This is a genomic window from Vagococcus fluvialis, from assembly GCF_048815235.1.
Taxonomy (GTDB): domain Bacteria; phylum Bacillota; class Bacilli; order Lactobacillales; family Vagococcaceae; genus Vagococcus.
In genome coordinates, this window is sequence record NZ_JBMEAO010000023.1 from 15,368 (window position 1) to 38,547 (window position 23,180).

At 31.1% G+C, this 23,180-nt stretch carries 29 protein-coding genes; 7 read left to right on the forward strand and 22 right to left on the reverse strand.

Going from position 1 to position 23,180, the window contains the following annotated elements; genetic code table 11:
• Positions 1-132: 132 nt before the first annotated feature.
• The 9 genes from ACODH8_RS13190 to ACODH8_RS13230 all read right to left on the reverse strand — a co-directional run bounded on the left by ACODH8_RS13190 (position 133) and on the right by ACODH8_RS13230 (position 8,503).
• Complete coding sequence (locus ACODH8_RS13190; protein WP_332466823.1) at positions 133-1,059, reverse strand: DUF561 domain-containing protein; 927 nt, start codon at positions 1,057-1,059, stop codon at positions 133-135.
• 62 nt (positions 1,060-1,121) lie between these two features.
• Positions 1,122-2,333: a hypothetical protein gene (locus ACODH8_RS13195; RefSeq protein WP_332466822.1), complete on the reverse strand. Its 1,212-nt coding sequence runs from the start codon at positions 2,331-2,333 to the stop codon at positions 1,122-1,124.
• A gap of 82 nt (positions 2,334-2,415) precedes the next feature.
• Complete coding sequence (locus ACODH8_RS13200; protein WP_332466821.1) at positions 2,416-3,069, reverse strand: 3-oxoacid CoA-transferase subunit B; 654 nt, start codon at positions 3,067-3,069, stop codon at positions 2,416-2,418.
• Positions 3,069-3,800: a 3-oxoacid CoA-transferase subunit A gene (locus ACODH8_RS13205; RefSeq protein WP_332466820.1), complete on the reverse strand. Its 732-nt coding sequence runs from the start codon at positions 3,798-3,800 to the stop codon at positions 3,069-3,071. The genes ACODH8_RS13200 and ACODH8_RS13205 overlap by 1 nt, the downstream gene beginning before the upstream one ends.
• A 9-nt stretch (positions 3,801-3,809) precedes the next feature.
• Positions 3,810-4,592 (reverse strand): enoyl-CoA hydratase-related protein, encoded by a 783-nt coding sequence (locus tag ACODH8_RS13210; RefSeq protein WP_332466819.1) that lies wholly within the window; start codon positions 4,590-4,592, stop codon positions 3,810-3,812.
• Between the two features lie 17 nt (positions 4,593-4,609).
• Positions 4,610-5,461 (reverse strand): 3-hydroxybutyryl-CoA dehydrogenase, encoded by an 852-nt coding sequence (locus ACODH8_RS13215; protein WP_332466818.1) that lies wholly within the window; start codon positions 5,459-5,461, stop codon positions 4,610-4,612.
• A 21-nt stretch (positions 5,462-5,482) separates the two neighbouring features.
• A complete protein-coding gene (locus ACODH8_RS13220; protein WP_332466817.1) occupies positions 5,483-6,661 on the reverse strand; it encodes an acetyl-CoA C-acetyltransferase in 1,179 nt (392 codons plus the stop codon).
• A 214-nt stretch (positions 6,662-6,875) separates the two neighbouring features.
• Positions 6,876-7,781 carry a LysR family transcriptional regulator gene (locus tag ACODH8_RS13225; RefSeq protein ID WP_332466816.1) on the reverse strand — a complete coding sequence of 302 codons (906 nt, stop codon included), beginning with the start codon at positions 7,779-7,781 and terminating at the stop codon, positions 6,876-6,878.
• 143 nt (positions 7,782-7,924) lie between these two features.
• Entirely contained in the window at positions 7,925-8,503 is a 579-nt protein-coding gene (locus ACODH8_RS13230) for a phospholipase (RefSeq protein ID WP_332466815.1), read from the reverse strand.
• 41 nt (positions 8,504-8,544) lie between these two features.
• On the opposite strand from ACODH8_RS13230, the gene ACODH8_RS13235 reads away from it, so the two are divergent.
• From ACODH8_RS13235 to ACODH8_RS13245, 3 genes are all read left to right on the forward strand, one after another.
• Positions 8,545-9,507 carry a VOC family protein gene (locus ACODH8_RS13235; RefSeq protein ID WP_332466814.1) on the forward strand — a complete coding sequence of 321 codons (963 nt, stop codon included), beginning with the start codon at positions 8,545-8,547 and terminating at the stop codon, positions 9,505-9,507.
• Positions 9,508-9,559: 52 nt separating this feature from the next.
• The gene (locus ACODH8_RS13240; RefSeq protein WP_332466813.1) at positions 9,560-9,931 is read left to right on the forward strand and encodes a hypothetical protein; all 372 of its coding nucleotides are present in this window, start codon (positions 9,560-9,562) and stop codon (positions 9,929-9,931) included.
• 675 nt (positions 9,932-10,606) lie between these two features.
• Positions 10,607-10,804, forward strand: a complete 198-nt coding sequence (locus tag ACODH8_RS13245) for a CsbD family protein (protein WP_332466812.1) — start codon at positions 10,607-10,609, stop codon at positions 10,802-10,804.
• 301 nt (positions 10,805-11,105) lie between these two features.
• Here ACODH8_RS13245 and ACODH8_RS13250 read toward each other — a convergent pair whose 3' ends face one another.
• The 3 genes from ACODH8_RS13250 to ACODH8_RS13260 all read right to left on the reverse strand — a co-directional run bounded on the left by ACODH8_RS13250 (position 11,106) and on the right by ACODH8_RS13260 (position 13,120).
• Positions 11,106-11,348 carry a hypothetical protein gene (locus ACODH8_RS13250; RefSeq protein ID WP_332466811.1) on the reverse strand — a complete coding sequence of 81 codons (243 nt, stop codon included), beginning with the start codon at positions 11,346-11,348 and terminating at the stop codon, positions 11,106-11,108.
• A gap of 81 nt (positions 11,349-11,429) precedes the next feature.
• Complete coding sequence (locus tag ACODH8_RS13255; protein WP_332466810.1) at positions 11,430-12,161, reverse strand: LytTR family DNA-binding domain-containing protein; 732 nt, start codon at positions 12,159-12,161, stop codon at positions 11,430-11,432.
• Positions 12,158-13,120: a GHKL domain-containing protein gene (locus ACODH8_RS13260; RefSeq protein WP_332466809.1), complete on the reverse strand. Its 963-nt coding sequence runs from the start codon at positions 13,118-13,120 to the stop codon at positions 12,158-12,160. The genes ACODH8_RS13255 and ACODH8_RS13260 overlap by 4 nt, the downstream gene beginning before the upstream one ends.
• A 513-nt stretch (positions 13,121-13,633) precedes the next feature.
• Here ACODH8_RS13260 and ACODH8_RS13265 point away from each other — a divergent pair.
• Positions 13,634-14,098 (forward strand): AAA family ATPase, encoded by a 465-nt coding sequence (locus ACODH8_RS13265; protein ID WP_332466808.1) that lies wholly within the window; start codon positions 13,634-13,636, stop codon positions 14,096-14,098.
• Positions 14,099-14,531: 433 nt separating this feature from the next.
• Here ACODH8_RS13265 and ACODH8_RS13270 read toward each other — a convergent pair whose 3' ends face one another.
• From ACODH8_RS13270 to ACODH8_RS13290, 5 genes are all read right to left on the reverse strand, one after another.
• On the reverse strand, positions 14,532-15,464 hold the full coding sequence (locus ACODH8_RS13270; RefSeq protein WP_332466807.1) for an alpha/beta hydrolase: 933 nt from the start codon (positions 15,462-15,464) through the stop codon (positions 14,532-14,534).
• Positions 15,465-15,466: 2 nt separating this feature from the next.
• Positions 15,467-16,108, reverse strand: a complete 642-nt coding sequence (locus ACODH8_RS13275; RefSeq protein WP_332466806.1) for a TetR/AcrR family transcriptional regulator — start codon at positions 16,106-16,108, stop codon at positions 15,467-15,469.
• A 202-nt stretch (positions 16,109-16,310) separates the two neighbouring features.
• Positions 16,311-16,586, reverse strand: coding sequence for a hypothetical protein (locus ACODH8_RS13280; RefSeq protein ID WP_332466805.1), 276 nt, complete (start codon positions 16,584-16,586; stop codon positions 16,311-16,313).
• A gap of 521 nt (positions 16,587-17,107) precedes the next feature.
• A complete protein-coding gene (locus ACODH8_RS13285) occupies positions 17,108-17,440 on the reverse strand; it encodes a hypothetical protein (RefSeq protein WP_332466804.1) in 333 nt (110 codons plus the stop codon).
• A gap of 123 nt (positions 17,441-17,563) precedes the next feature.
• The gene (locus ACODH8_RS13290) at positions 17,564-17,902 is read right to left on the reverse strand and encodes a DUF952 domain-containing protein (RefSeq protein WP_332466803.1); all 339 of its coding nucleotides are present in this window, start codon (positions 17,900-17,902) and stop codon (positions 17,564-17,566) included.
• A gap of 134 nt (positions 17,903-18,036) precedes the next feature.
• On the opposite strand from ACODH8_RS13290, the gene ACODH8_RS13295 reads away from it, so the two are divergent.
• The gene (locus ACODH8_RS13295) at positions 18,037-19,167 is read left to right on the forward strand and encodes a DUF3810 domain-containing protein (protein WP_332466802.1); all 1,131 of its coding nucleotides are present in this window, start codon (positions 18,037-18,039) and stop codon (positions 19,165-19,167) included.
• A 12-nt stretch (positions 19,168-19,179) separates the two neighbouring features.
• On the opposite strand, the gene ACODH8_RS13300 is transcribed toward ACODH8_RS13295, so the two are convergent.
• Positions 19,180-19,800, reverse strand: a complete 621-nt coding sequence (locus ACODH8_RS13300) for a histidine phosphatase family protein (protein WP_332466801.1) — start codon at positions 19,798-19,800, stop codon at positions 19,180-19,182.
• Between the two features lie 225 nt (positions 19,801-20,025).
• Between ACODH8_RS13300 and ACODH8_RS13305 the strand changes: the two genes are divergently transcribed.
• Positions 20,026-20,649 carry a TIM44-like domain-containing protein gene (locus ACODH8_RS13305; RefSeq protein WP_332466800.1) on the forward strand — a complete coding sequence of 208 codons (624 nt, stop codon included), beginning with the start codon at positions 20,026-20,028 and terminating at the stop codon, positions 20,647-20,649.
• Positions 20,650-20,688: 39 nt separating this feature from the next.
• Here ACODH8_RS13305 and ACODH8_RS13310 read toward each other — a convergent pair whose 3' ends face one another.
• From ACODH8_RS13310 to ACODH8_RS13325, 4 genes are read right to left on the reverse strand one after another with little or no spacing between them, the layout of a single operon-like run.
• The gene (locus ACODH8_RS13310) at positions 20,689-20,838 is read right to left on the reverse strand and encodes a hypothetical protein (RefSeq protein ID WP_332466799.1); all 150 of its coding nucleotides are present in this window, start codon (positions 20,836-20,838) and stop codon (positions 20,689-20,691) included.
• A gap of 39 nt (positions 20,839-20,877) precedes the next feature.
• A complete protein-coding gene (locus ACODH8_RS13315) occupies positions 20,878-21,396 on the reverse strand; it encodes a GNAT family N-acetyltransferase (protein WP_420517766.1) in 519 nt (172 codons plus the stop codon).
• A gap of 22 nt (positions 21,397-21,418) precedes the next feature.
• Positions 21,419-21,748, reverse strand: coding sequence for an inorganic diphosphatase (locus ACODH8_RS13320; protein WP_332466797.1), 330 nt, complete (start codon positions 21,746-21,748; stop codon positions 21,419-21,421).
• An 18-nt stretch (positions 21,749-21,766) separates the two neighbouring features.
• Positions 21,767-22,390: a helix-turn-helix transcriptional regulator gene (locus tag ACODH8_RS13325; protein WP_332466796.1), complete on the reverse strand. Its 624-nt coding sequence runs from the start codon at positions 22,388-22,390 to the stop codon at positions 21,767-21,769.
• Between the two features lie 436 nt (positions 22,391-22,826).
• On the opposite strand from ACODH8_RS13325, the gene ACODH8_RS13330 reads away from it, so the two are divergent.
• Entirely contained in the window at positions 22,827-23,066 is a 240-nt protein-coding gene (locus tag ACODH8_RS13330; protein WP_332466795.1) for a hypothetical protein, read from the forward strand.
• Positions 23,067-23,180: the final 114 nt, after the last annotated feature.

The window sequence follows — 23,180 nt, forward strand, 5'->3', positions numbered from 1 at the left end:
TTAGTAATTTTAAGAGAGGGTATTACTAAAATTAATAGTTTTTAACAAATTACTGATAGGACAACAAAAAAGACACCTTTTTAATCAAAAAGGTGTCTTTTCATTTAATTGCTACTTGCTATTTTAAAAAAGTTAAATTTCAGGTAATACAATATGACGATATTCATCTAAAATAGCTTGGTGAATCTCAAAAACGCTTCTAATACTACTTATGTTTCCTAATATTTGCCCAGCCATTAGAGAACCATTCTCCACATCTCCTTCAACAACAGCTTTTGCCAATGATCCCATTGTCAATTTCTCTAACTCCTCACGTGGAACATCTTGATTTTCTAAAGCTATATAATGGTCAGTCATTGTGTTTCTAATAGTTCTAACCGGCGCTCCGTTACGACGACCTGTTACTACTGTTGAAGTTTCTACAGATTCAATGACTTTTTCTTTAAAACTATCTGGAATTGGACATTCTTTTGAAGCTAAGTAAACCGTTCCCATTTGTACACCAACTGCTCCTAGAGAGAAAGCTGCTGCTAAACCACGACCATCTGAAATACCTCCTGCTGCTAAAACAGGGATAGAAACAGCCTTAGTCACTGCTGCAATTAACGGCATTGTTGCCACTTCACCTATATGCCCACCAGCTTCAGTTCCTTCAGCAACAACTGCATCGACTCCTAAGTCTTCCATTTTTTTGGCTAATTTAGCACTAGGAACAACAGGAATAACCATCACACCAGCTTCTTTTAATTTTGGCATATATTTTTTAGGTGTTCCTGCTCCTGTTGTGATTATTTTCACATTAGATTCTATAATAACATCCACGATTTCATCACAATTCTCCATCATCAGCATTACATTTACAGCAAATGGCTTATTCGTCATTTCTCTCGTTTTTTTAATTTCTTCTCTTAATTTTTCTGCTGTCATACCACCTGATGCAATAATACCTAAACCACCAGCTTCTGAAACAGCTCCAGCTAATGCTGATGTCGATATTTGAGCCATTGCTCCTTGAAATATTGGGTATTCAATCCCTAATAAATCTGTTATTTTTGTCATATTATTTTCCTCTTTTCTTTTATTAAAGAGCTAGAGAACTCAGATTCTCTAGCCCAATTATATTACTTTTTAACGCTTTTAGCCATTGGGTACTTGTCAAAGAAGGTATTCATAAATAGCATTGGCATCATATAAACAAACTGACCACCCATAATACCTAACATCGGATGTCCCAATCCTAAATCATTACCACCAAATGGCCAAATGTGTAGATATTTGATCCAAAGTATTCCTAAAATAGCCCCTACAATAATAACAATTGCTAACTGAGCTAAAACACGACCCAAAGTATTTGGCATTAACTCTTTATTAGGATAGTCGTCAAAGTGATGATGCCAAGTTAGTAAAACATTGATAATCGTTAAGACAAATGATGCCACAGCTAAATCTGGTGCTATTCCCACTGACTCAGCTAAAGGCGTTAACATCCCTCTTAGAATCGGTAAGAAAATGAAAGCTCCACCAGCTGCGATAATCAAACCAATAAAACCTGACCATGGTTGCTTAGTAGTTACTAATTTTTGTGGGTATCCTTCTCCACCTTCTGCTGGAATTAAGAAAAAGAATATAAACAACTGACACCAAGCTAAAGCAGTAGGCCACGTCCCAAACGGCTGGCTAGTCACTATAACACCATCTATTTGAAATGTCATAAAACTTGGAACAATAAAGAAAATCCAGTTGAATAATGCTAGAAATAATCCTAATGATAGCGTACCAAATGCAACTGACCAAGGTTCTTTACTGTATTTACTAAATGGATATTTACCAAACAAACTAACTAATGGAATTTGAGCTAATATAACTGATAAAGCAAAGAAGTTAATCGCTGCCCACCCTTTTATAGCTAGTAACGCTTGAGTATCATCTGCTGGTCGGAATAATACTTGCCAACTAAAAGGTTCCCACCACAAGCCTAAGAACGTTACAAATACTGTAAATCCAATAATTCCTGATAAAAAGGCTAATCCTGTATAACGTAAACCTGCTATAGGTTGTTTAGTCGTTTTAGCGTATTTACCATAGTTCCCCATGTTTAAGGTAAACCATACCCACGTTGAAATCACAATCCAGAAAAAAGTTCCTTCAACTGATTCTTTTAAAAAATGTCCTAAAACTTCATCACTTAAACCAGCAACAGAACTTCCACCTATTGCTAAAATAATCATTTTCCATAAATTAGACCATAGAACCCAACCAATAGAAGCAATTAAGACAATTACAACAACAGACAATAAGCCACTTAGTAAAGGATGTTTAATCCTTTTCTCCATTACAAATTCTCCCATAACCTTCTCCCTTTTCTAAAAGTGTCAGAGTAGGTTAACTAGATTAACCTACTCATCAACCAAGTTATTAGATACTCATTTCTTTAACTGTTTCAGAGACGATAACTGTTGCTTCTGTTTTTTCTAACACATCTTCCACAGTAACACCTGGTGCTGTTTCAGTTAACAATAGACCACCATCAACAACTTCAAACACAGCTAAGTTTGTAATAATCATATTAACAACTCCCGCTGCAGATAAGGGAAGTGTACAACGTTTTAATACTTTTGAATTTCCTTTTTTATCGGTATGTTGTAATGAGACAACTACTTTTTTAGCCCCTACTAATAAATCCATCGCTCCACCCATACCAGGAGCTAAAACACCAGGGATTAGCCAGTTAGCAATATCTCCATTTTCAGCAACTTCTAAAGCTCCTAATACAGTCATATCAACATGTCCACCACGAATAATGGCAAATGATGTCATCATGTCAAAGGTAGATGCACCAGGTAATAATGTAATTGGTGCCCCACCTGAGTTTCCTAAATCAGGATCAGACGTTTCAGCTGTTGGTGTTGCCCCAAAACTTAATGCGCCATTCTCAGCTTGTAAAAAGACATTCACTCCTTCAGGAATGTAGTTAGCTGCAGCATTTGGGATACCAAAACCTAAGTTAACCACTGAATTATTAGTAAACTCTTGTGCTATTCTTCTTGAAATAATCTCTTTTGGACTCATTATTCTACCTCCACTTTTAATTGATTTGTACTTGCCCATAACTCGTTAAAGTAATTTTTAGACTCTTCAAACGTGTCACCTTGAACAATGTAATCAACTAATGGGCCTGGTACTTCTACATCATCTGGTGCAATCTCACCAACTTCAACAATTTCATTCACTTCAGCAATAACGGTTTTAGCAGCTAAAGCCATTTGTAAGATAGCTGATTTACTTGTACCTCGAGCCATAATGTTTCCTTGTTTATCTGCTTTAAAACCTCTAATTAAGGCATAATCAGCTTTGAGAGGTGTATAAAGTAAATATTTTTTACCTTCCACTTCGATTACTTCATGCTCTTCTTCTTGTTGTGTGCCAACGCCAACTGGTGTAACTACAGCACCAAGTCCTGCTCCACCAGCATGAATTCGCTCTGCTAAAGTACCCATTGGACAAAATTCAATGTCAATTTCATTGTTTAAATATTGGCGGCTTAATTCTTTAGATGTTCCTACGTGCGCTCCAATGTATTTTTTGATTTGTTTATTTAAAAATAATTCTTCCACATCGTGAACTTTACCTGGATATGAAGCAACTGACATAATCAAAGTCAAACCATTAATGGTTTTATTTTGAGCTAATTTCTCAATCAAACGAATCGGAGAGCTAACTCCTAAAAATCCTGATATCATCATACTTGAACCTGGTTTAATTAATGCAATCGCTTCTTCAACTGTCTTAATCTTATTCATGATAATCTCCTATCTGCTTTCAAATTTTGCTTTTCTTTTTTCAACAAATGCATACATGCCTTCTTTTTGGTCTTCTGTTGAGAACAATGCTCCAAATGACGTTACTTCATAGTCTAAACCTTGACCAATTGTCATATTGATTCCTTCGTTCATCACTTTTTTCCCAATCTCAACAGCTAATGGTGCTTGAGAGGCAATTTTTTTTGCTAATGCTAGTGTTTCATTCATCAACTCTTCTTGTTCAACAATCGTATTCACTAAGCCAATTCGTTCAGCATCTTCAGCTGAAATCACTTTGCCCGAGAAGATTAATTCTTTGGCTTTAGCCATTCCTACTGTACGAGCTAAGCGTTGTGTACCACCAAATCCTGGAATGATTCCTAAGCCAACTTCTGGTTGTCCGAATTTAGCATTATATGAAGCAATACGAATATCAGCTGATAAAGCTAGTTCACATCCACCACCTAAAGCAAAGCCATTAACTGCCGCAATAACAGGGATTCTAAAGTTTTCAATTTTAGCAAAAACACGGTTTCCTTTTTCTGAAAACTTACAAGCTTCCATTGTTCCCATGTCAGACATTTCCGTAATATCTGCTCCTGCTACAAAGGCTTTTTCACCACTACCTGTAATCACTAATACATGAATATCATCTGCTTCAATTTTCTCTAATAATACTTCTAAAGAATCTAGTACTTCTGAATTTAAAGCATTTAAAGCTTTCGGACGATTAATCGTTAAAATTCCGATTTTTTCTTCTTTTTTATAATCTACACACGATAACATTGTCATTAAGTGACGCTCCTTTTTTAGTTATAGTCAAAGAATCCTTTACCAGTTTTTCTACCTAACCAACCTGCTTCAACATATTTTTGAATCAGTGGTGAAACACGATATTTAGGATCTTTAAAACCTTCATATAACACATTCATAATGGCTAAAACAACATCTAATCCTATTAAATCGCCTAAAGCTAAGGGACCTAATGGATGGTTAGCTCCTAATTTCATGGCTTGATCAATTTCTTCAGCACTGGCTACGCCTTCTCCTAAAACAAATGAGGCTTCATTAATCATTGGAATTAAGATACGATTCACCACAAAGCCGTAAGAATCTCTGACTTCAACAGCTGTTTTACCAATTTCTTTTGTTAATTCTTGGATAGTTTCTTTCGTTTCAGTCGTTGTGGTTAAACCAGAAATCACCTCAACTAATTTCATAACTGGAGCTGGATTAAAGAAATGCATACCAATTACTTTATCTGGTCTATTCGTTGCTAAAGCAATTTCTGTTACTGATAAAGAAGAAGTATTAGTTGCTAAGATAGTATGTGCCGGTGCCACCTCATCTAATTGTTTAAAGATGGATAATTTAATATCTTTTCTTTCAGTAGCTGCTTCAACAACTAAATCAACTTCCTTAGCTGATTCATATGAAGTTGAAGGTAAAATACGATTCATAATTGCTTGCTTATCTTCTTCTGTTAAGCGTTCTTTTTTTACTTGTCCGGCTAATTGTTTATCAATTTTGGCTATATTAGCTGTTACGATTTCTTCTGAGATATCATTCAAATAAACCTCTAAACCTGATTTTGCAAAAACTTGGGCAATTCCTGCTCCCATTTGACCAGAACCTACAACCATTACTTTTTTTATTGACATAACACACTCTCCATCTGTTTTTTATCTTTCTACTATTAGTGAAACTCCTTGACCTCCACCAATACATAATGTAGCTAAACCATTATGAGCATCTTGCTTAATCATTTCATGAATTAAAGTCACTAATACCCGTGCGCCACTAGCTCCAATTGGGTGACCTAAAGCAATCGCACCACCGTTAACATTTACAATATCTGGGTTAATATTTAGTTCATTTACCACACACAAAGCCTGTGCTGCAAAAGCTTCATTGGCTTCTACTAAATCTAATTCTTCAACTGTCATGCCTGCTTTAGCCAATGCTTTTTTAGTTGCTGGTATTGGCCCAGTTCCCATTACTAAAGGATCAACACCTGATGTGGCTTGTGCTTTAATTGTTACCAATGGTTTTAAACCTAAGTTTTCAGCCTTTTCTTTACTCATTACAATTAAAATCGCTGCGCCATCATTAAGACCTGATGCATTCCCTGCTGTAACGGTGCCATCTTTTTTAAAAGCTGGTCGTAATTTTGCCATATTTTCTATAGAAGCTCCGAACCTAGGATACTCATCTGTATCAACAACTAAATCTTCTTTTCTACGTTGTTGAATATGAATAGGTATAATTTCCTCTTTAAAACGTCCATTCTTAATAGCTGCTTCTGCTTTCTGCTGGCTCTCAACGGCTAGTTTGTCTTGTGTTTCTCGATTAATATCGTACGCTTCACTGATATTTTCTGCTGTTATTCCCATATGGATATCATGGAAACTATCTGTTAAACCATCTTTTATCATTGTATCGATGATTTGGTCATGGCCCATTTTGCCACCCCAACGGTAATGATCTAATACAAATGCTGCCTGACTCATATTTTCTGTCCCACCAGCCACTACGACTTCGTTATCCCCACTAATAATCGTTTGTGCTTCTAACATCACAGATCGTAAACCTGATCCACAAACTTGATTAATTGTTAAGGCAGGAACTTCTTTAGGAATTCCAGCTGCTATAGATACTTGTCTTGCAACATTTTGGCCCTTACCTGCATTCAACACATTTCCTAAAATGACTTCATCCACTTCTTCTGGTGACAAATTCAATTGGTTTAAAGATTCAACAATCACTTCTGCTCCTAACTCAACAGCTGAGACATTTTTGAATGAACCTCCAAATGAACCAATTGCCGTTCTTAAGGCTGATACAATGACAACTTCTTTCATAACGATCTAACACCTTCCTGACTCCATTTTTCATTGGGTTTGTTATTTGCGCAAATCACACTCTTAATGTAACCTCAAAGGTAAGCGTTTACAATTTAATATAAATTAAGAATACCTTTAATAAAATTAATAGTTCGTGTTTCACAACCTTTGCATCTTAATTCTTTTTTTTAAACAAAAAAAATAGCACAAATTGTGCTATTTAATAGACGTTTTATAACATCGGTTTTCGATTAGCAAAACAAGTTAAGATAGCTCCTTTAACATATCTCTCTAAACTTTCATAATTTTCTTTAACAGGGCGTGTCAATAAAATTTCAAAAGGGATTGGATCTTTAAAAGGAATCATTTTAACTTCTTTACTTAATTGATACTTAATAGGTGAAGGCAACAAGGCAATCGCTGTAGATTCTTTTGTCACCTCTGTTAAAAAGTCCCACGATGAAGAAGTAAACTTCATGTCCTTTGTTATCCCTTCACTTCTTAAACGGTTAATAATTAATTTGTTCGATGAAAAATCGCGATTAAAAGTAGCTAATGGATAACTCTCAATTTCAAGCCAGTCTAGATTTTTTTTAGTAGCTAACGGATGATCCACACTCATAAAAGCCCCTATCTCGTCAATAATTAGTGTAAATTCTTCAAATTTTTCTTTATTTAGATAGGTCGGATGAATTAGCACTGCTAAATCTAGTTCACCTTGAAGTAATAATTGATGTAATTTATGTGAACCTGCTTCAACAATTTCGATTTTCACCTCATCATTTTGGACAATAAACTTAGTGAAAAATGAAGTGAAATAAATCCGTAAAATAAGTGATGGAATACCAATTCGAATACGCCCCTTCTTTTTTAATGAATCTCGACGAATCATTTCATGCATATCAAAATGAAGTTTTCGCACTCTCAAAGCATACCCATAATACTTCTCTCCTGTTGGCGTTAATTCTTTCAAACGACCATTCTTTCGGTAGAATAATTCAATATCTTCTTCTTTTTCAAAATTAGATATTAATTGACTAAGTGACGACTGGGAGACATTTGCTTTTTTGGCAGCTAAAGTTAAGTTACCGCCTGCTTCAACAATTTTAATAAAATAATCCAATTGATAAATATCCATAGTTAGCCCTCCATAATCTTCTTACTCTAGTCTACTATAAATACCTGTATAGGTACGGGGGTTAGCTAAGATAAAATCTATTACTTTATCTAATAGAAAAACAGCCTTATCATGGTTTTCACACCTTGATAAAACTGTTTTGTTTAGGATTTATACCATTTTTTTATTTCATCAATCTCTTCATCTGTTACACCATGTTGACCATCTGTAATAGTTAACGTCACGTCAGAATATACTTTTACCATTTCTTGTTTTAATTGAACAATATCTCCTGGAACAATCATCGGATCATTAGCTCCCGTTATTAACAACACGCGTTTAATTCTTTCTGATTTTTCAAACGTAAAACGAAAATTTTGAGGATGCATTAGAATAACTTCATCCGCAATATTAGGGGCTTTATTAAGAATACCTTGAATAAAATTAGCTCCATTAGAATAGCCAATAAAGGTTATTTTATCAAAGGAAAGTGCCATTTCTTGCCATTCCTCTAAGAATCGATTAACATGATTATCATAATCTTCCACATCAAGTTGATTATCCTTTAGAGGAGCAAAAAAACGACGATTAACACCTGTTGAAACATCTCCTAAGAAGCTAATAACATTTGCTTGAGGGTTTAGCTCTCCAGTTAAAAAAAGGAAATTAAACTCGTTACCACCTGTTCCATGAAACAGAATAAACGCTTCTTTTGATGTTGTTTTTTCTATAAAAAATTTCATTATAATTACCTCCAAAAATAATACAGATTGGACTGAATGACATGCAAAATTTAGGTATTCACCATGTGTCATCTCTTGTATCAGATATCCATCGTTCTTATGATTTTTATCATAACACATTGGGTTTAAAACTCTTAATAAAAACAGTTAACCAAGATGAACAAACTATGTATCATCTCTTTTTCTCTGATACAACTGGACGAGGTGGCACAGAATTTACTCTTTTCCAAATTAACACCTTTAAAGAAAATAACTTCGGGACTAACTCTATCGAAAGAATTATCTTTGCTGTTCCTAGCATTGAAGCACTTAGCTATTGGGAAAACCGCTTAAATCAATTAAACATAGAACATTACGGAATTGAAACTTACGGTGGGGAACTTATGCTTCGCTTTGAAGATCTAGATGGCTTAAAGATTGGTTTCGCCGTTGTCGCTAATAGTGATGAAACATATTATCCAAATCTTGACAGTGATATTCCTGAAGAATTTGCAGTTTTAGGTATTCACTCAGTTCATTTACGTATGCGCTATACATCTGCTACCCAATTTATTTTAGAAGATTGGTTTGAGTTTCATGAAATAGCTAGATACCCTGAGGAACGCTTCCCTATTACTGTCGTTCAAAATACACAAGGTGTCTTTCAACATAAGATTTTTTTGATTGAAGACAAAATTAATCCTGTAGAAGATCAAGGAATTGGAGGCATCCATCACTTAGCTCTTTACGCTGCTGATAAACAACGCTTAGAGGAAATCCAAAACTTAATAGACGAAAGAAACTTTACTAACTCAGGTATCGTTCCAAGAGAGTTTATCTATGCCACATACTTTAAAGAACCAAATGGCTTACTATTTGAAGTTGCTTCTAAAACAGTTGGTTTACCTGAATTTCCTCAAACGTACAATTTAGATGATATTCCTCTTTATCTACCAGAATTTTTAGAAGAAAAAAGAGAACTAATCGAGATGGAATTAAAGCAAATTGATGGGTTTAGACAATAACCTGGTACACTTTTATCACTAAAAGCTATCCATTTAGAGTTAGGAGAATCATATGAAATCCAACTATTTCCAAATCCTCACATTAATGCTAATTTATAGTATTATTTATTTTCTTGCTTTAGTGTTTGCTACTGGATACGGAATTGGTTTAAAACTGGATGATAATCAGGGAATCGCCTATTTTTTAATTCTAATTACAACTTGTATCACAATGGCTTCTTTTTCAGTAAAAGATTCAAAAAAACGAAGATTGGTTGTTAAAAATATTTGTTTTTTAGTTATCTTGTTTATCATTCTGTTTTTATCTGGTATTGTCGGTTCAAATGAAGCGATGTTTATTTTCGTAGTTCCTATCTTTGCTATCCCTATTTTTATCTTTGTTTGGGCATTTCATTATCTAACAATTACTAATAACAAAAATTAATTTATTAACTGATTCTTCACAAAAAAGGAACTATTAAAGTCTAAATTAATTCATATTTCTCAACTAATATATAGGCATACCAACAAAACAACCCTAACAAACTTTTTCATTTTATTTACTCCTCCAAAGTAAATAAACAACTCCTTTTTCCCTTAGTTAATGACTAAGGGATTTTTTGTGTCAAAATAGCAAATAAAACCATTTGTTCATTTTTATTGAATAAGTTCTTTATATATGCGTTTTTGTTTGTTTAATGATGTTTTTTCATACGAAATATCAAAAAGAAGACTTTCTCTTTGACTTTAATATATATATATTTTAAAGTGTTATTATAAGAAGCTACAAAATTTTCCAGATATATGTTGTAATAAATTCATTCTTTTTATGAATTATAGGAATGAATGTTGTGCAATTATCCATCGAATAGGTTAACCTTTTGAAATTGTTCTATAAAAGCATGATAAATATTATTAGTTTAATTTTTTATATTTCTTTATCCTAAAATAACAGTTGTATCACAAGATCAAAGCGACATGCTTATATAAAAATGTCACTGATTGATTAATAGATATCTTCCAAGGATTATTCGGCTTGTTTGAACCGTCTTTGGTAGAGATGATTAAATTATTTATTTACAGGAGAATAAAATTAATAAAAATTTAAAGGAGGATTATTATGGTAGACAAAGGGCATACAGACAAGATAAAAGGTAAAACAAAAGAGGTTTTGGGAGATTTACGCGGCGATAATAAACAAAAAGCTGAAGGTATTTTAGATCAAGCAATTGGTAAAACAAAAGAAATAACTTCAGATATAAAAGAAAAAACAGATGATTTTATCGACGATGCCAAAGATAAGTTTAGTAAAAAGTAAGTTTTTAAAAATAAATTATAATTACGCCCCTGAACAAAGATTGTTCAGGGGCTTTTTTTACTTATTATATTATAGTCCACTAGTGAAATTAAGTAACAGATTACTACATCATTTACTACTTACTCTGCATCACATCCATTTAATTACTTTAAGAATTAGGTGAATTTAATGACAAATATAATATGAATTTATTTTTTAATTAGAAATATGATTTATTCCAGTTGATTATTGCAGTCTTAACACCCTATAAGAAATTTTTAATCAGCCTATTTTCACTCCAACTCTTAATGCATCAAACATATCAGCTATAAATACCGATATAAGAGTTATTACTGATTTTTTTCACGTGTATTAATTTTAAACCTTTATAAGTTTTTGGCGGATAGCTACTAAATTCAAATTGTAAATTTAAACCACGAGCCTCAATCATCTCTTCCATAGCCAAATCATTATCTGATTGTAATAATTCCGCTGCTTGAGTTGCCTGTGTTGTCAATAGACAACCTAATCCAAAACCTATTATTGCTATTTTTTTTAATGTCATTCTGTTTCACCCCTTTTATCAAATTATATAAAAGTGAGTGATTTTATGATGGCTTTTATCATAAAATGACTAAAAACGGTCTTAACTGTTAATTATTTTTTTCAATCCTCGAACAGAGACTCCACACGTCTCTCCATTTGTCATAACAATTACTTTTCTTTTTCTATCAATATAATCAATACTATTTTGATTAATAATAATAGATTTGTGAACTCTAACAAAATCACTAGACAATTCCTCAATATCAGATAACACTCCGTATAGCTCAAGTTCCCCATTTGCCAAGTGAATCTTTATTTTATGAGGCGTTCCAGTTGTTTCAACAAACATGATATCTTCTAATAAAAATAGTTTTGTTATATTGCCTATTTTTAATTTAATTTTATTAGGATTATCTACTTTTTCTGATAGATAATAAGAATTAGCTATTTCTAAACATTCGACTATTTTTGTTTCAACAACAGCACTTGAAGAGTCTTTTAAGATGTAATCTAAAGCTTCTAATTTATACTCAAAAGTTAGTTGTAGTAGCTCGCTATGGGTTGTAATAAAGATTATTTTAGCGTTAGGATCTTTTTCACGAATCATACTTCCCAGTTGAATGCCATTTATGTCATTATTAAGATCAATATCTAAAAAATAAATACCGTCTATGTTTTTATTATTATTAATATAATCAATAATTCTATCTGGACTGGTCACTGATTCTACTATCTTCATGTCATATTCTTCAATCAGAATTTTTTTATAGATAATTGTCTCGAGATTTTCTTTTTGTATAACATTATCTTCGCAGATAAATATGGGTATCACTGTTCTAACTCCTCTGTTTTTATCATCATTTTTTGGATAAAGAAACCTTTATTAATTTGAGTTTCCAACATAATATTAGAATTATTTTCCGTTAATTCTTGTAAATTACTAAGGCCAATACCGCGATTGTCCCCTTTTGTCGAAAAGCCTTCTTTTTTCAGTACATGGAGTGGTTCAATAGTTGGTCGTACATTATTTTTCACAATAAGGTAAACATACTCTTTGTCAGAGAATATGGCTATTTGAATTTCACCATCATCCAATAACAATGTTTCTTCAATGGCATTATCTATAATAATCCCTATCATTCGAATCAAAATAGTATCTTTAATAAGTAACTTTTGGCTAATATCATCGATGATTTCAAGGGAAACATTAATATTATTTTCCTCAGCTTGCAGAATTTTTACTGCTAAAATACTTTTTAGACTATTTAATTTAATTTTTTCTAATGCGCCAATATTTGAATAATCATTTTTCATACTCTCCTTAGAGGGATTGATGCTGTCAGAATAAAAAGACTTAATGCTATCAATATCGCCTTGATTAATAACGTACTCTAAAGATGACAACAAATTAATATAGTCGTGCTTAAATTTTCTAATATCTTTATATTCCCGATTAACTTGATTTAAGTAATTCATCAGATATTTTTCTTCTATTTCTTTTTTTTCAAGCTCAAAAGTTAAAAGCTGTTCTTTTTTGTAACTTCTAAATAAAAAGAAACTAACAATACCCACAATTATCAGCATTAAACTTAGGCCGATTTTTTTTATATACGTTTGTGGAAAAAAAGAAACAAGATAAAATTGGTAAATAAAGAAACCGATCATCAATACCATTGAATAGATGTATTCTTTTTCTTTTTTCTTCATAGTTGGTAAAACGAATTTCGAGACTAAAATACTGAATAATATTATTAGAGCATAGGATAGACCTTCCACCCAAAAATAACTCATATTTTGAATATTACTTTTTCTCTCAATGGTTGTTAATAATATATTGACACTAATATTAATCCAAATTGAAGAAGTTATAAGCGATATACTCTCTATGATGTCTTTTTTCCTTAAAATTGAAGAAATTAGTAACAATACGAAGATAAATAAGTAACTAATAATCGAAAAATTCAATGAAATAAATCCAACCATAATAAAAGAAGTTATAAAAAGTGGATTTAATTTAAACGAAGACAACAATAAAAAAGACACAAAAATTTTAATGATATTTGACACACTCAAGTAAACAAATAATATGACAACCAACCCCTACTAGACATTTACAGTAATAATATCATAACTATAGGTATTTTTCTTTTTTCAGCACGAGATGCAGGTAAAAATTTGATAAAATCAATTTCCTTAGTATTATTTTTCACAATAAAAAAAGGAAGCCTCTTTTTAAAGGATTCCTTTTACAAATTGAGTCAGGCTAGATTATGATATGATTAAGAAAAAATAAGGAGAAAATAAATGGTTAAAGTATTATTAACTGGAATGTCAGGTGTGGGAAAGTCTACTATTTTAAAGGAAATAAGTAAGCTCTATCACCTTTCTATCGATTTAGATTATGATTGTTGGATTTATAATGATGATAAGAATAATACGTTAAAAATGGACACTCAAAGAATCATTGATTATCTTAGTCAAAACAACAAAGAAACTATTTTTTTAGCTGGTACCACAGAAAATCAAAAGGAAATATATCCCTATTTGGATTTTATCATCACTCTCACTACTCCTTTAGAAATTATGCGAAAACGAATCCTTATAAGAGATAACAATCCTTTTGGAAAAAGTAACGACGAATGGGAAAAAATAAAAAGTGATAAGGAAAATTTTGAGCCTCTAATAATTAAAGGAAGTCATTTTGCAATATCCACGGAAGGCTCAATCGATAAAATTATTAAAGATATTTATAAACTGGTCAATTTGTAAATATTTTTAAACCCTTGTATTAGTTTTAAAAAAATATATAGACAATTATCCTGTAATAAGTTAAAAATTACGAATTGTAACCAAAGAACATGATAAATAATAAGCCATACAATCCTAGAATTATTGTGAGTAGACCCAATAAACCAAGAATTATTTTAGTACTTCTACTATGTATTTTAAATATAGTAACCACCAAAATGATTCCGACTAAAACAATAGATAAAAATATTAAATTTAAACCTACATTATCCATAAACAAATTTAGCATAGTAATCAGCCCTTTTTATTTATTATATCATCATTTTTAACTTGGCATAATGGTGCATATTGTTAATATTCTGCACTTTCGAAAGAGAACTATTTAACATAAAAAATCCCCAAAACTTTCATAGAGAAAGTTTTGGGGATTTTATTTTCGTAGTATCAGATTATACTAATCTAGAAATTTTTTAGTTTCAGTTGTAATTTCTTTTGCTTTTGTGTGATGAAGATAATGTGTACCTTCTAAAGTTTTTATTTCAGCTTTTTTACTTTCTTTTACCATCTCTTCATGGATACTTAACCAGTTTGGATCTGAATCAGTACTTTCAGAAGCTAAAAGATAGAGAACTGGTAACTCTTTTGGATAAGTCATATTTTTTGTTTTTTCAAAATTTTCAGGCATTATTTTGGCTTCATTCATTGTTGCGTTAGATCCAATATTTCTTAAGGCAAGGTATTTATATTGTGTTTGAAGTTCAGCATCAATTCCCGCTGGTGTACCAAGCATATCTGGACTAGCACTAGATAATAAACGGAAAAGGCCTGACTTACTTAATAACGAAATAGTTCCTTCTTGATTATCGTCTGCACCACTCTGGGCTGGTAAACTACTATCGATTCCCACAAATGCCTCAACTTCATCAGGATAAGTTTGGATGTAATTTAGTGAGTACACGCCAAAAATAGAATGTCCCATTAAAATATAATTTTTAAGCCCTTCTGCTTCGACTACTTTATGAACTTCTTCAGTAAGATTCTCAACAGAACGTTTTTTATCTGTATCATCACTTAAACCATATCCCAAAGGTTCAATGGTTACTACTTGATAATCTTTTTCCAACTCATCAGTTAATGGTTTAAAATCAATAATTGGAGAAGCTGTCATATATCCAGGTAATAAGACAATAATTTTATCACCTTTTCCTGACACCTTGTAACTTAGTTTTTTTCCGTCAATTTCAACAAAGTTTTCGATTGGCATGATTTTTTTAGCTTCGTTTTTTAACTGAATTTTATTATTAATAAATACTCCTGCAAAAAATAATAAGATGACACTTAAAATAATTAATACAGTAATCCCCATTATTTTCCCTAATTTTTTCATAATTATTCCCCTTTAGTAATTAAGTTAGTTGTGATAGTTTGTAAAACATCATCACTTAGAATAGCTAAACCGCTATTATTTAAGATAAGTTGAGCAGTGGTTAATTTATTAAAAAAATTATCTGCAGTTGTTTCAAATAGAGATGGAATGAACCAAGTAGTAATTAACAAAATAACGACTTCAGCCATCTCTTTTGGCTGAGGTGTATTAATAGAACCATCCTGATTGCCTGCTTCAATATATTTTTCTATTAATGGGACAAGATGCTCATTCATTTGTTTTTGATAAATAGTCGTAAAGATTGAGTCTTCCAGTAATCTTATAGACGAAGCAGTAGATGAGATTATTTCCTCACCAAACATCGATTCTATTAATAGTGTTTGGATTTTCTGAAGACCTGTTAAGGAGGTATTTGTATCTATTTGATTTAAAATAGATTGCTTAGGTATAAAACGATAAGCAAGTTCTCTAATAATCTGATATTTTGATTCAAAATGATGGTAAACAGCTCCTTTCGTTAAACCATCAAGTCCTGAAACGATATCACTAATGGATGTTTGTTCGTACCCTTTCTCAATAAACAAACTAGCGGCACTATCTAAAATCATATTTTTTACTTCTGCCGCCGTATATTTTTTTTTCAATTTAATCTCCCCCACAGCACCTTTCAAAAAAACATTCAATCGGTATCTTTTTTTTATGAATATAATACGATTAACAATATTTGTCAACAAATAGAGTCTATTTAACACTGTAGTAATGCTGTATAAAATGCTTAGAAGGATGCAAAAATAGAGGCTGACCTTTTGAGTCAACCTCTATTGAATAGGTATAATGTACAATTATTTAAGAATAAATAACAATTAACAAGCCTGCTAATACAAAAATAGTTGTCATTTCTAAAGCAACTTCCAACCACTTGTATCTATAATCTAAAAAAGTATTACCCGCTTTGTATTCTTTCGGTAAGACTTCTCCTATTGCTATCGCACAAAAGAAAATGATTGTAGCAATTATAAAAAAATGTTCATCTGATTTGGGAATTCTCCATATAAAATAAAAATAAATGGACATTAATATCATTCTGACAATTTTTACTATTCTAATTTGTTTTATAGACATAACAACCATCCTTAACAAAATAATTTAAATTCTTCTAATTATATCATGACTAAACTAACTTAGTATCTTCTCTCTTATGTAAACGACATGGTTTTGTTTTTTCAGCATATATATCCGAATATTTCTAATACCTAATAAACTGGATAAATTTTAAGGAACTTGAGAAAATGACACATAAAAGAAAAATGGAATAATTGTTGAAATAAATAATGTACATGATAATGAAATTATAATTAGGAAAATATTTCTTAAATGCCTATCTATTTCAACTTTTTTCAACTTATATAATATTAAAGAAAAAACTATTATCATTATCCACAATATCATCAAGCTCCCCACAAGATTGCTTGAAATGTCTTTTATTATTTTGTTCGATAAATAAGGAACACACAGACCTAGCCATATAAAAAATGTTGGAATCCCTAAATTTAAAATCATATTAATGATTACTAACGTCTTACTTGTTTGAACAGTCATTTTATTTACCTCATCCATTTCATGTAACTATTCTCTTAATTTTTTTATTTAACGTTGTTTAACCTTTCAAAATCTTCTATCGTGATTATTATTTTTATCTCAATAGTTCTTTTATCATTAGTAAATTTTTCCATAGAAAAAGAAATATTATTTTCAGTACACATACCAATCAATAAAGCCAAACATTCTAAAGCTTCATAAGACAAACCGCTCTTAGTATGATTATATATGCTAAATTCAACTTCTTCTTTTCCAACAATCATTTCTAGTGTCGCTTCATCAATATTTTTCCAATCAAAAAAAGTACTTATACTGTATTCAACAAAATTTTTATTCCCCATATCAATTTTTACTTCTAAACTATCATCTTCAAACATACTCTCTTCTCCTATCATTTGATTTTAAATAGTTGTAAATGATTTAGCATTTTCAAAGAAACTCTTACTAAATAAAAAGTTGTTCCAAATCCTTTACCTTTTTAAGTTATGACGCTAACTTTTCTAACCTAAATTGAATTGAAATCCTGTTTCTAAATGCACCATTTCAAATTGGGCAACAATTGCAGATAGATTTAACGGACTATACAGATGAGGATAATCTACACCGTAATGATACAAATCTTCTATTTTCAAAGATTCTGGATGTGTTAATTTTTCAGCATTAACTTCTAAAACAATTAGTTTTTCATACTTTTGATATACTGCATTCGCTACATCAATTAATTGATTTTTAAAAGAAAAATGGATAAATCCATCTCTTACTAATTCCTCAGGTTCGTATATTTGTTTATTTTTATTTTCGTTCCATTCTTTTTCAGAAAGCATTCGGTAGATAAGCAATTTGATCATTCCTTTTAAACTAATTATAGCATTTATGGTTGCTACATACTTTTTCTAAACTATTTTAATTGATTCAAAAAATCAGCACAGAATACGTGTTATGATAATGACATCAACTAAAAGGGGACATACTAATGGAAAAAGTTAATTATAAATACCCATTCTACAGAAAACGATTTATCCTCCCCTTAATTTTGGCTGTATGTTCTTTTATATTAAGTCAGTATGCTGCGGGTCATCCTCATTGGACTGAATCTTTTTACAGTCTCTTTTTATACCCGAAAATTAAATCAATTATTGGCTTTATTCCTTCTTTACTACCATTTTCTTTTTTTGAAATTCTTATCGTTACAATTATTTGTTTTCTTGTGTTTGTTATCATTTCTTTCTTTAATAAAAAGAAAGACGCAACTAAAAATAGAAAATTGATGCTTAGTCAATTCATCGTGAATCTAATTTCTATCATCTGTATGATTTACTTTCTCTTTACATTAACTTGTGGGCTAAATTATTATCGTTATCCTTTTAGTTATTCAGCTAATTACCAAGTCCAAAAAACTAATGATAACTCTCTTAATGACTTAGAAAACCTACTCCTAGACTTAGCCGATAAGCTAAACGATAACTATCAAGAGTTTAATTATGAAGACAAACAAGATTTTTTTTCGTTCTATGGTGATGAATCCATTAAAGCCATAGAAAATTTATCTACAGAGTATCCTATGTTTAATCAAATAACCTATTCTACCCCTAAACCTTTAATATCTTCTAAGTTATTTTCTAAAGCAGGGATTGGTGGTATATTTTTTCCTTTTACCTTTGAATCGAATATAAATACTGACATACCGAATTATTTAATACCTGCAACGATGATTCATGAATTAGCTCACCAAGCTGGTTTTATGAGAGAAGACGAGGCTCACTTTATTGCTTATCTGGCATGTATCAACTCCGATAATAAATCATTAAGATATAGCGGTAATTTTTTAGCTTTTCATCAAGGTATTGCTATTTTAGAAAAAGAGGATATAAATAAATACAATAACGTGGTTAGCCTTTTGTCAGAAGATCTCAAATATGATTTTAATTCTTATGAAGCATATCTTGAAGATAATAAAGGGCTCTTACAAAAAATCTCTAATCAAGCCAATGATCTTTATTTAAAATCCAACAAACAAAAAAATGGGATTAATGATTACAGTCAAATGGTCCAGCTTGTTTTGGCCCATTACCAAAAAGAAAATAAAGCTCTCAAAACAAAATAGTTTTGAGAGCTTTTATAAATGAGATACATCATTAAATACAGTTAAAACACGTTGATTAAAATTATTTTCACTTAATCTTGTAATACTACCTACATCAGATTGGAAATAAGCATTATGTAACATCTCTGGCTCAAATTGTAACCACCAAGCCACAATATAACCTACTGCTCCTCCATGGGTAACGATGATGACCTGCTTACCTTGGTCATTCTTTAAAATGTCATTCATAGTCATCGAAACTCGGTTATAAAATTCTCGCCAACTCTCCCCTTTATCAAATAAACGATAGTCAATAGTAAATTGATTATCTTTCATTGGGTTTCTATGCTTTTTTGCCCACTCTTTTGTTTGTCCTGTAGCAATTCCAGTGTTTAATTCTCTTAATCCTTGGTCAAGATGTACCTTTAAATTCAGTTGCTCGCCAAGTATATCAGCTGTTTGAGAAGCTCTTAGTAAATCTGAAGAATACAATACAGATTCTTTATTTTTTTCAACCATGCTTTGTAAGCTTATTCCTATTTTTAAAGCTTGCTCTTTACCTAACTCGGTCAATTTAGAATCTGTCCAACCACCTGACATATTGTTTATATGATGTTCTGATTGAGAGTGTTGTACCAAAATTATATTTTGCATAATAAATCTCCTTTATGTTATGGAGGTAAATTGATTAGTATTCCTCTAATTTTTTAATTCATTACATTATTTATTAGAAAAAATAAATGATAGTTATCAATAAACCCAAAGTAACTTGACTGTTAGCATATTATATATCACATAACAATAATTTTATAACATATGATATACTTTATTAAAAAATAAAGTTAGGAACTATTCTTAGAATATGTTTGGTATAAATAAATGAATAAAAAGATATTAAAAATAGCTCTAAATGTTTTGTTATGCTTGGCAATAATTATTATTATTTATAATTTTTATCCCATACTAGTAGACGCTCGTGCTGGAGGTGGTGGGAATACTGGTGGTAGTAGCTCAAGCAGTTCTGATAACAGCATAATGAAATTCGTTCTTACTATTTTATTAATGCCCTTCCTTCTAATCAAAAGATTTTTTTCTAATATGAAAGAAAATGCCCTATATACCGACATTGATAACTTAGAGAAATGGGAATACCGAGTACTTTTTATGAATATTCAATCAGCATGGTCTTACGGGGATATGATTGACGTTAAAGAGCGGATGGATCCAACGCTCTATGAAGATTTTCAGCAAAAGTTAGCTGAGTATAAACGAGTTAATAAAAGAAATGTTCTCACTGATATTCAAATTGACAAAGTTAAGGTGTCACGTGCAAGTCAGAATAAAAATATGAAAGAGATTCTTTTTGAAGGAACAATTATTGATTATTTTGAAGAAAATGGTGTTCCACCTCAAGGAGAAATAAAACCAATCTCATTCAAGGATATTTGGATTATTGAAAGAACTGAAACAAGTATTATTGTTAGAGATATTCAGAATTTATAGATAAATATTTAAATCTCCCAGACAACGCCTGGGAGATTTCTACTTATCCAATAATTTCTTTATCTCATCAATATCTTTTGTCTTAATTAAACGCTCAACCTCACTAATCACATTTTCTCTTTGAAATTTTGCAAAAAAGAGATTTTTCATAGCAAGTTCCACATAAGCAGATACATCTTCTTTATCCATAAAAATCATCCCCTATTTTTTATCATAAATCTATTATGATTAATTTAATTTTTTAGAAAGATATAACGCTAAATCATCATCATTAAAGCATGATTCATTATTATCGATATTTTTATTTTGATACCAGACACCTGTTCCATCTGGTATGTATCCTCTTTTCACGTATATTCTTTGAGCTGGTCCATACCCTTTATGTAGTCCCACACCAAGTGTGATTACTTCTGATATTGTCTTCGCTTCTTTTTCCACTTCATCTAATAATTGATTGCCTATTCCTAATTTTTGATATTTTTCAAAAACATTAAAATCTGAAACCTCAGGATAAATATTAGCAAACGGGCCATGTTTGGCTAATACCATCAGCGTAACGTATCCTGCAATTTGGTTTTCTATCTCCGCTACAAAACCAATTCTGATACCCTCATTTTGCTCGTTGATATAGTTTTCTAAAACCATATCACGCGGAGCCCATCCTTGTTCTACAAACATTTTGGAAATTCGAGGAACATCTTGTAACTCCATTTTTCGAATAAGTATGTTCTGCTTTTCTTTTGTCATTTCATCACCTTACTTTTTATTATTAAACGACTAATTCTATAGATGAATCAAAGTACTGTTCTATAAAATAAACTTGCTCTTTAATTTCATCAAGGGAGAATGACTCACCTATGTCTGATACCACCCACTTGGTTTCAACATCATCTTTTCGGTGAATAATGGCGATTAATTCTCCTACAAAAATTTCTAATGGCGGTAATGGATTTCTTGAAATGATGTAAGCATCTTGTTCTTCTCCATCTCCACCGATTATTCTAGAGATAAAGCCATAATTAACAGGATATGTATTGCCAAAATCGTCAACATAACCAATTGGTCTATCAATCGTTACTTTGAGTATTAATTTTTCCAATCTATATCATCTCCTTTATTAAGGTACTGAATGATATTCTGAATTCGTTAAACCAGGCGCTTCTCTCTTAATTTCTTGAAAAAGAAACTCCATTTCACCATTATTGTGAGCCTGCATACTAAAAGATATTATTATGTAATCTGATTCATTCATGACGTGTATCTCATCCTTAATGTTAAATTCCTTTTCAAGATATTCTTTAAAATCAGTATAAGGCGTTTTAGGTGCTAACACCAGTGTCACTGTATAATCATATAATTTATCTAACTCTATTTGTTGTTGCTCAATTTTTTTCTCTTTCAATGCTAATTCACTATTTTGTTGTTTAATTGTTTGTAGACTTAAAAAATTAAAGACAGTCATAACAAACACTGCGGCAATTAATACAGGTATTAAATACTTGGTAATACTATTTTCTTTTTGCTTTTCTTCCACTACCTCTTCTAATAATAAAAGCTCCATCGAAATATCTAAGAGTTCCGATATTTTGATAATATTCTTTTTACTAGGATACGTATTCCCTAACTCCCATTTAGAAATACTTTTATCGCTAACATCTAGTATTTCGGCTAACTCTTGTTGGGTAAGAGAGTTAGCAATTCTATACTCTTTAAGTTTTATTGATAAAATAGACTCACTCATTTTACTCACTCCTCCAATATTTATTGATACTTCTATTATCACTGTTCTCAATGATTTATTACAGGAATTTTTAAAAATAGAGTTAGAAATAGATAAAAATAGAATGAATATCATTTCAGTAGTAACCAAGAATGAGCCTGAACTAAAAATAGTTACTTAACTGATTACTTAACATAACCTGATATTATTACAAACTAAAAATCCCTCAGAAAAACTTTCTAAGGGATTTAAATATTTTCTAAAGTAATTATCTATGATTTTCTCTTAGAAATGTCAGAGTTAACATAAATCACATTTAATAAGTTAATAATTGAAGAATGCATTAACAATTTATCAGTAAAAAAATTCAGTACAACTAAATCGAATATTAAAAATAATTGACTTTTATTTCTTTTGTGTTACAATTATTACAAACGTTACAAAAAGGAGGATTATTATGAAGAAAAAATTATTGTTTACGGGGTTGTTGCTAACAACATTATTAGTTGGAACATATGTTAATGCTGAAGAAAGAAAAAATACAGATATTGGTGTAGTAAAAACTGAAAAAACTCAAAGTGCAAGCGAATTCAATATAGAAACTGCTAAAAGTGAAGCTATTTCTAAAATAAAAGACATGTATAATTCTCAAATGATACCGGAAGAAGAAATGAATAACTTTTTAAAGGCTCTATAATTTCTACTGTTGGTAGTTTAAAACTATCAACAGTTTTTTTATACAAAAAAACATGTGATATCCGTTAGAATGAAATTGCGAAAGAACAATCTAAGGAGGACACCACATGTCATA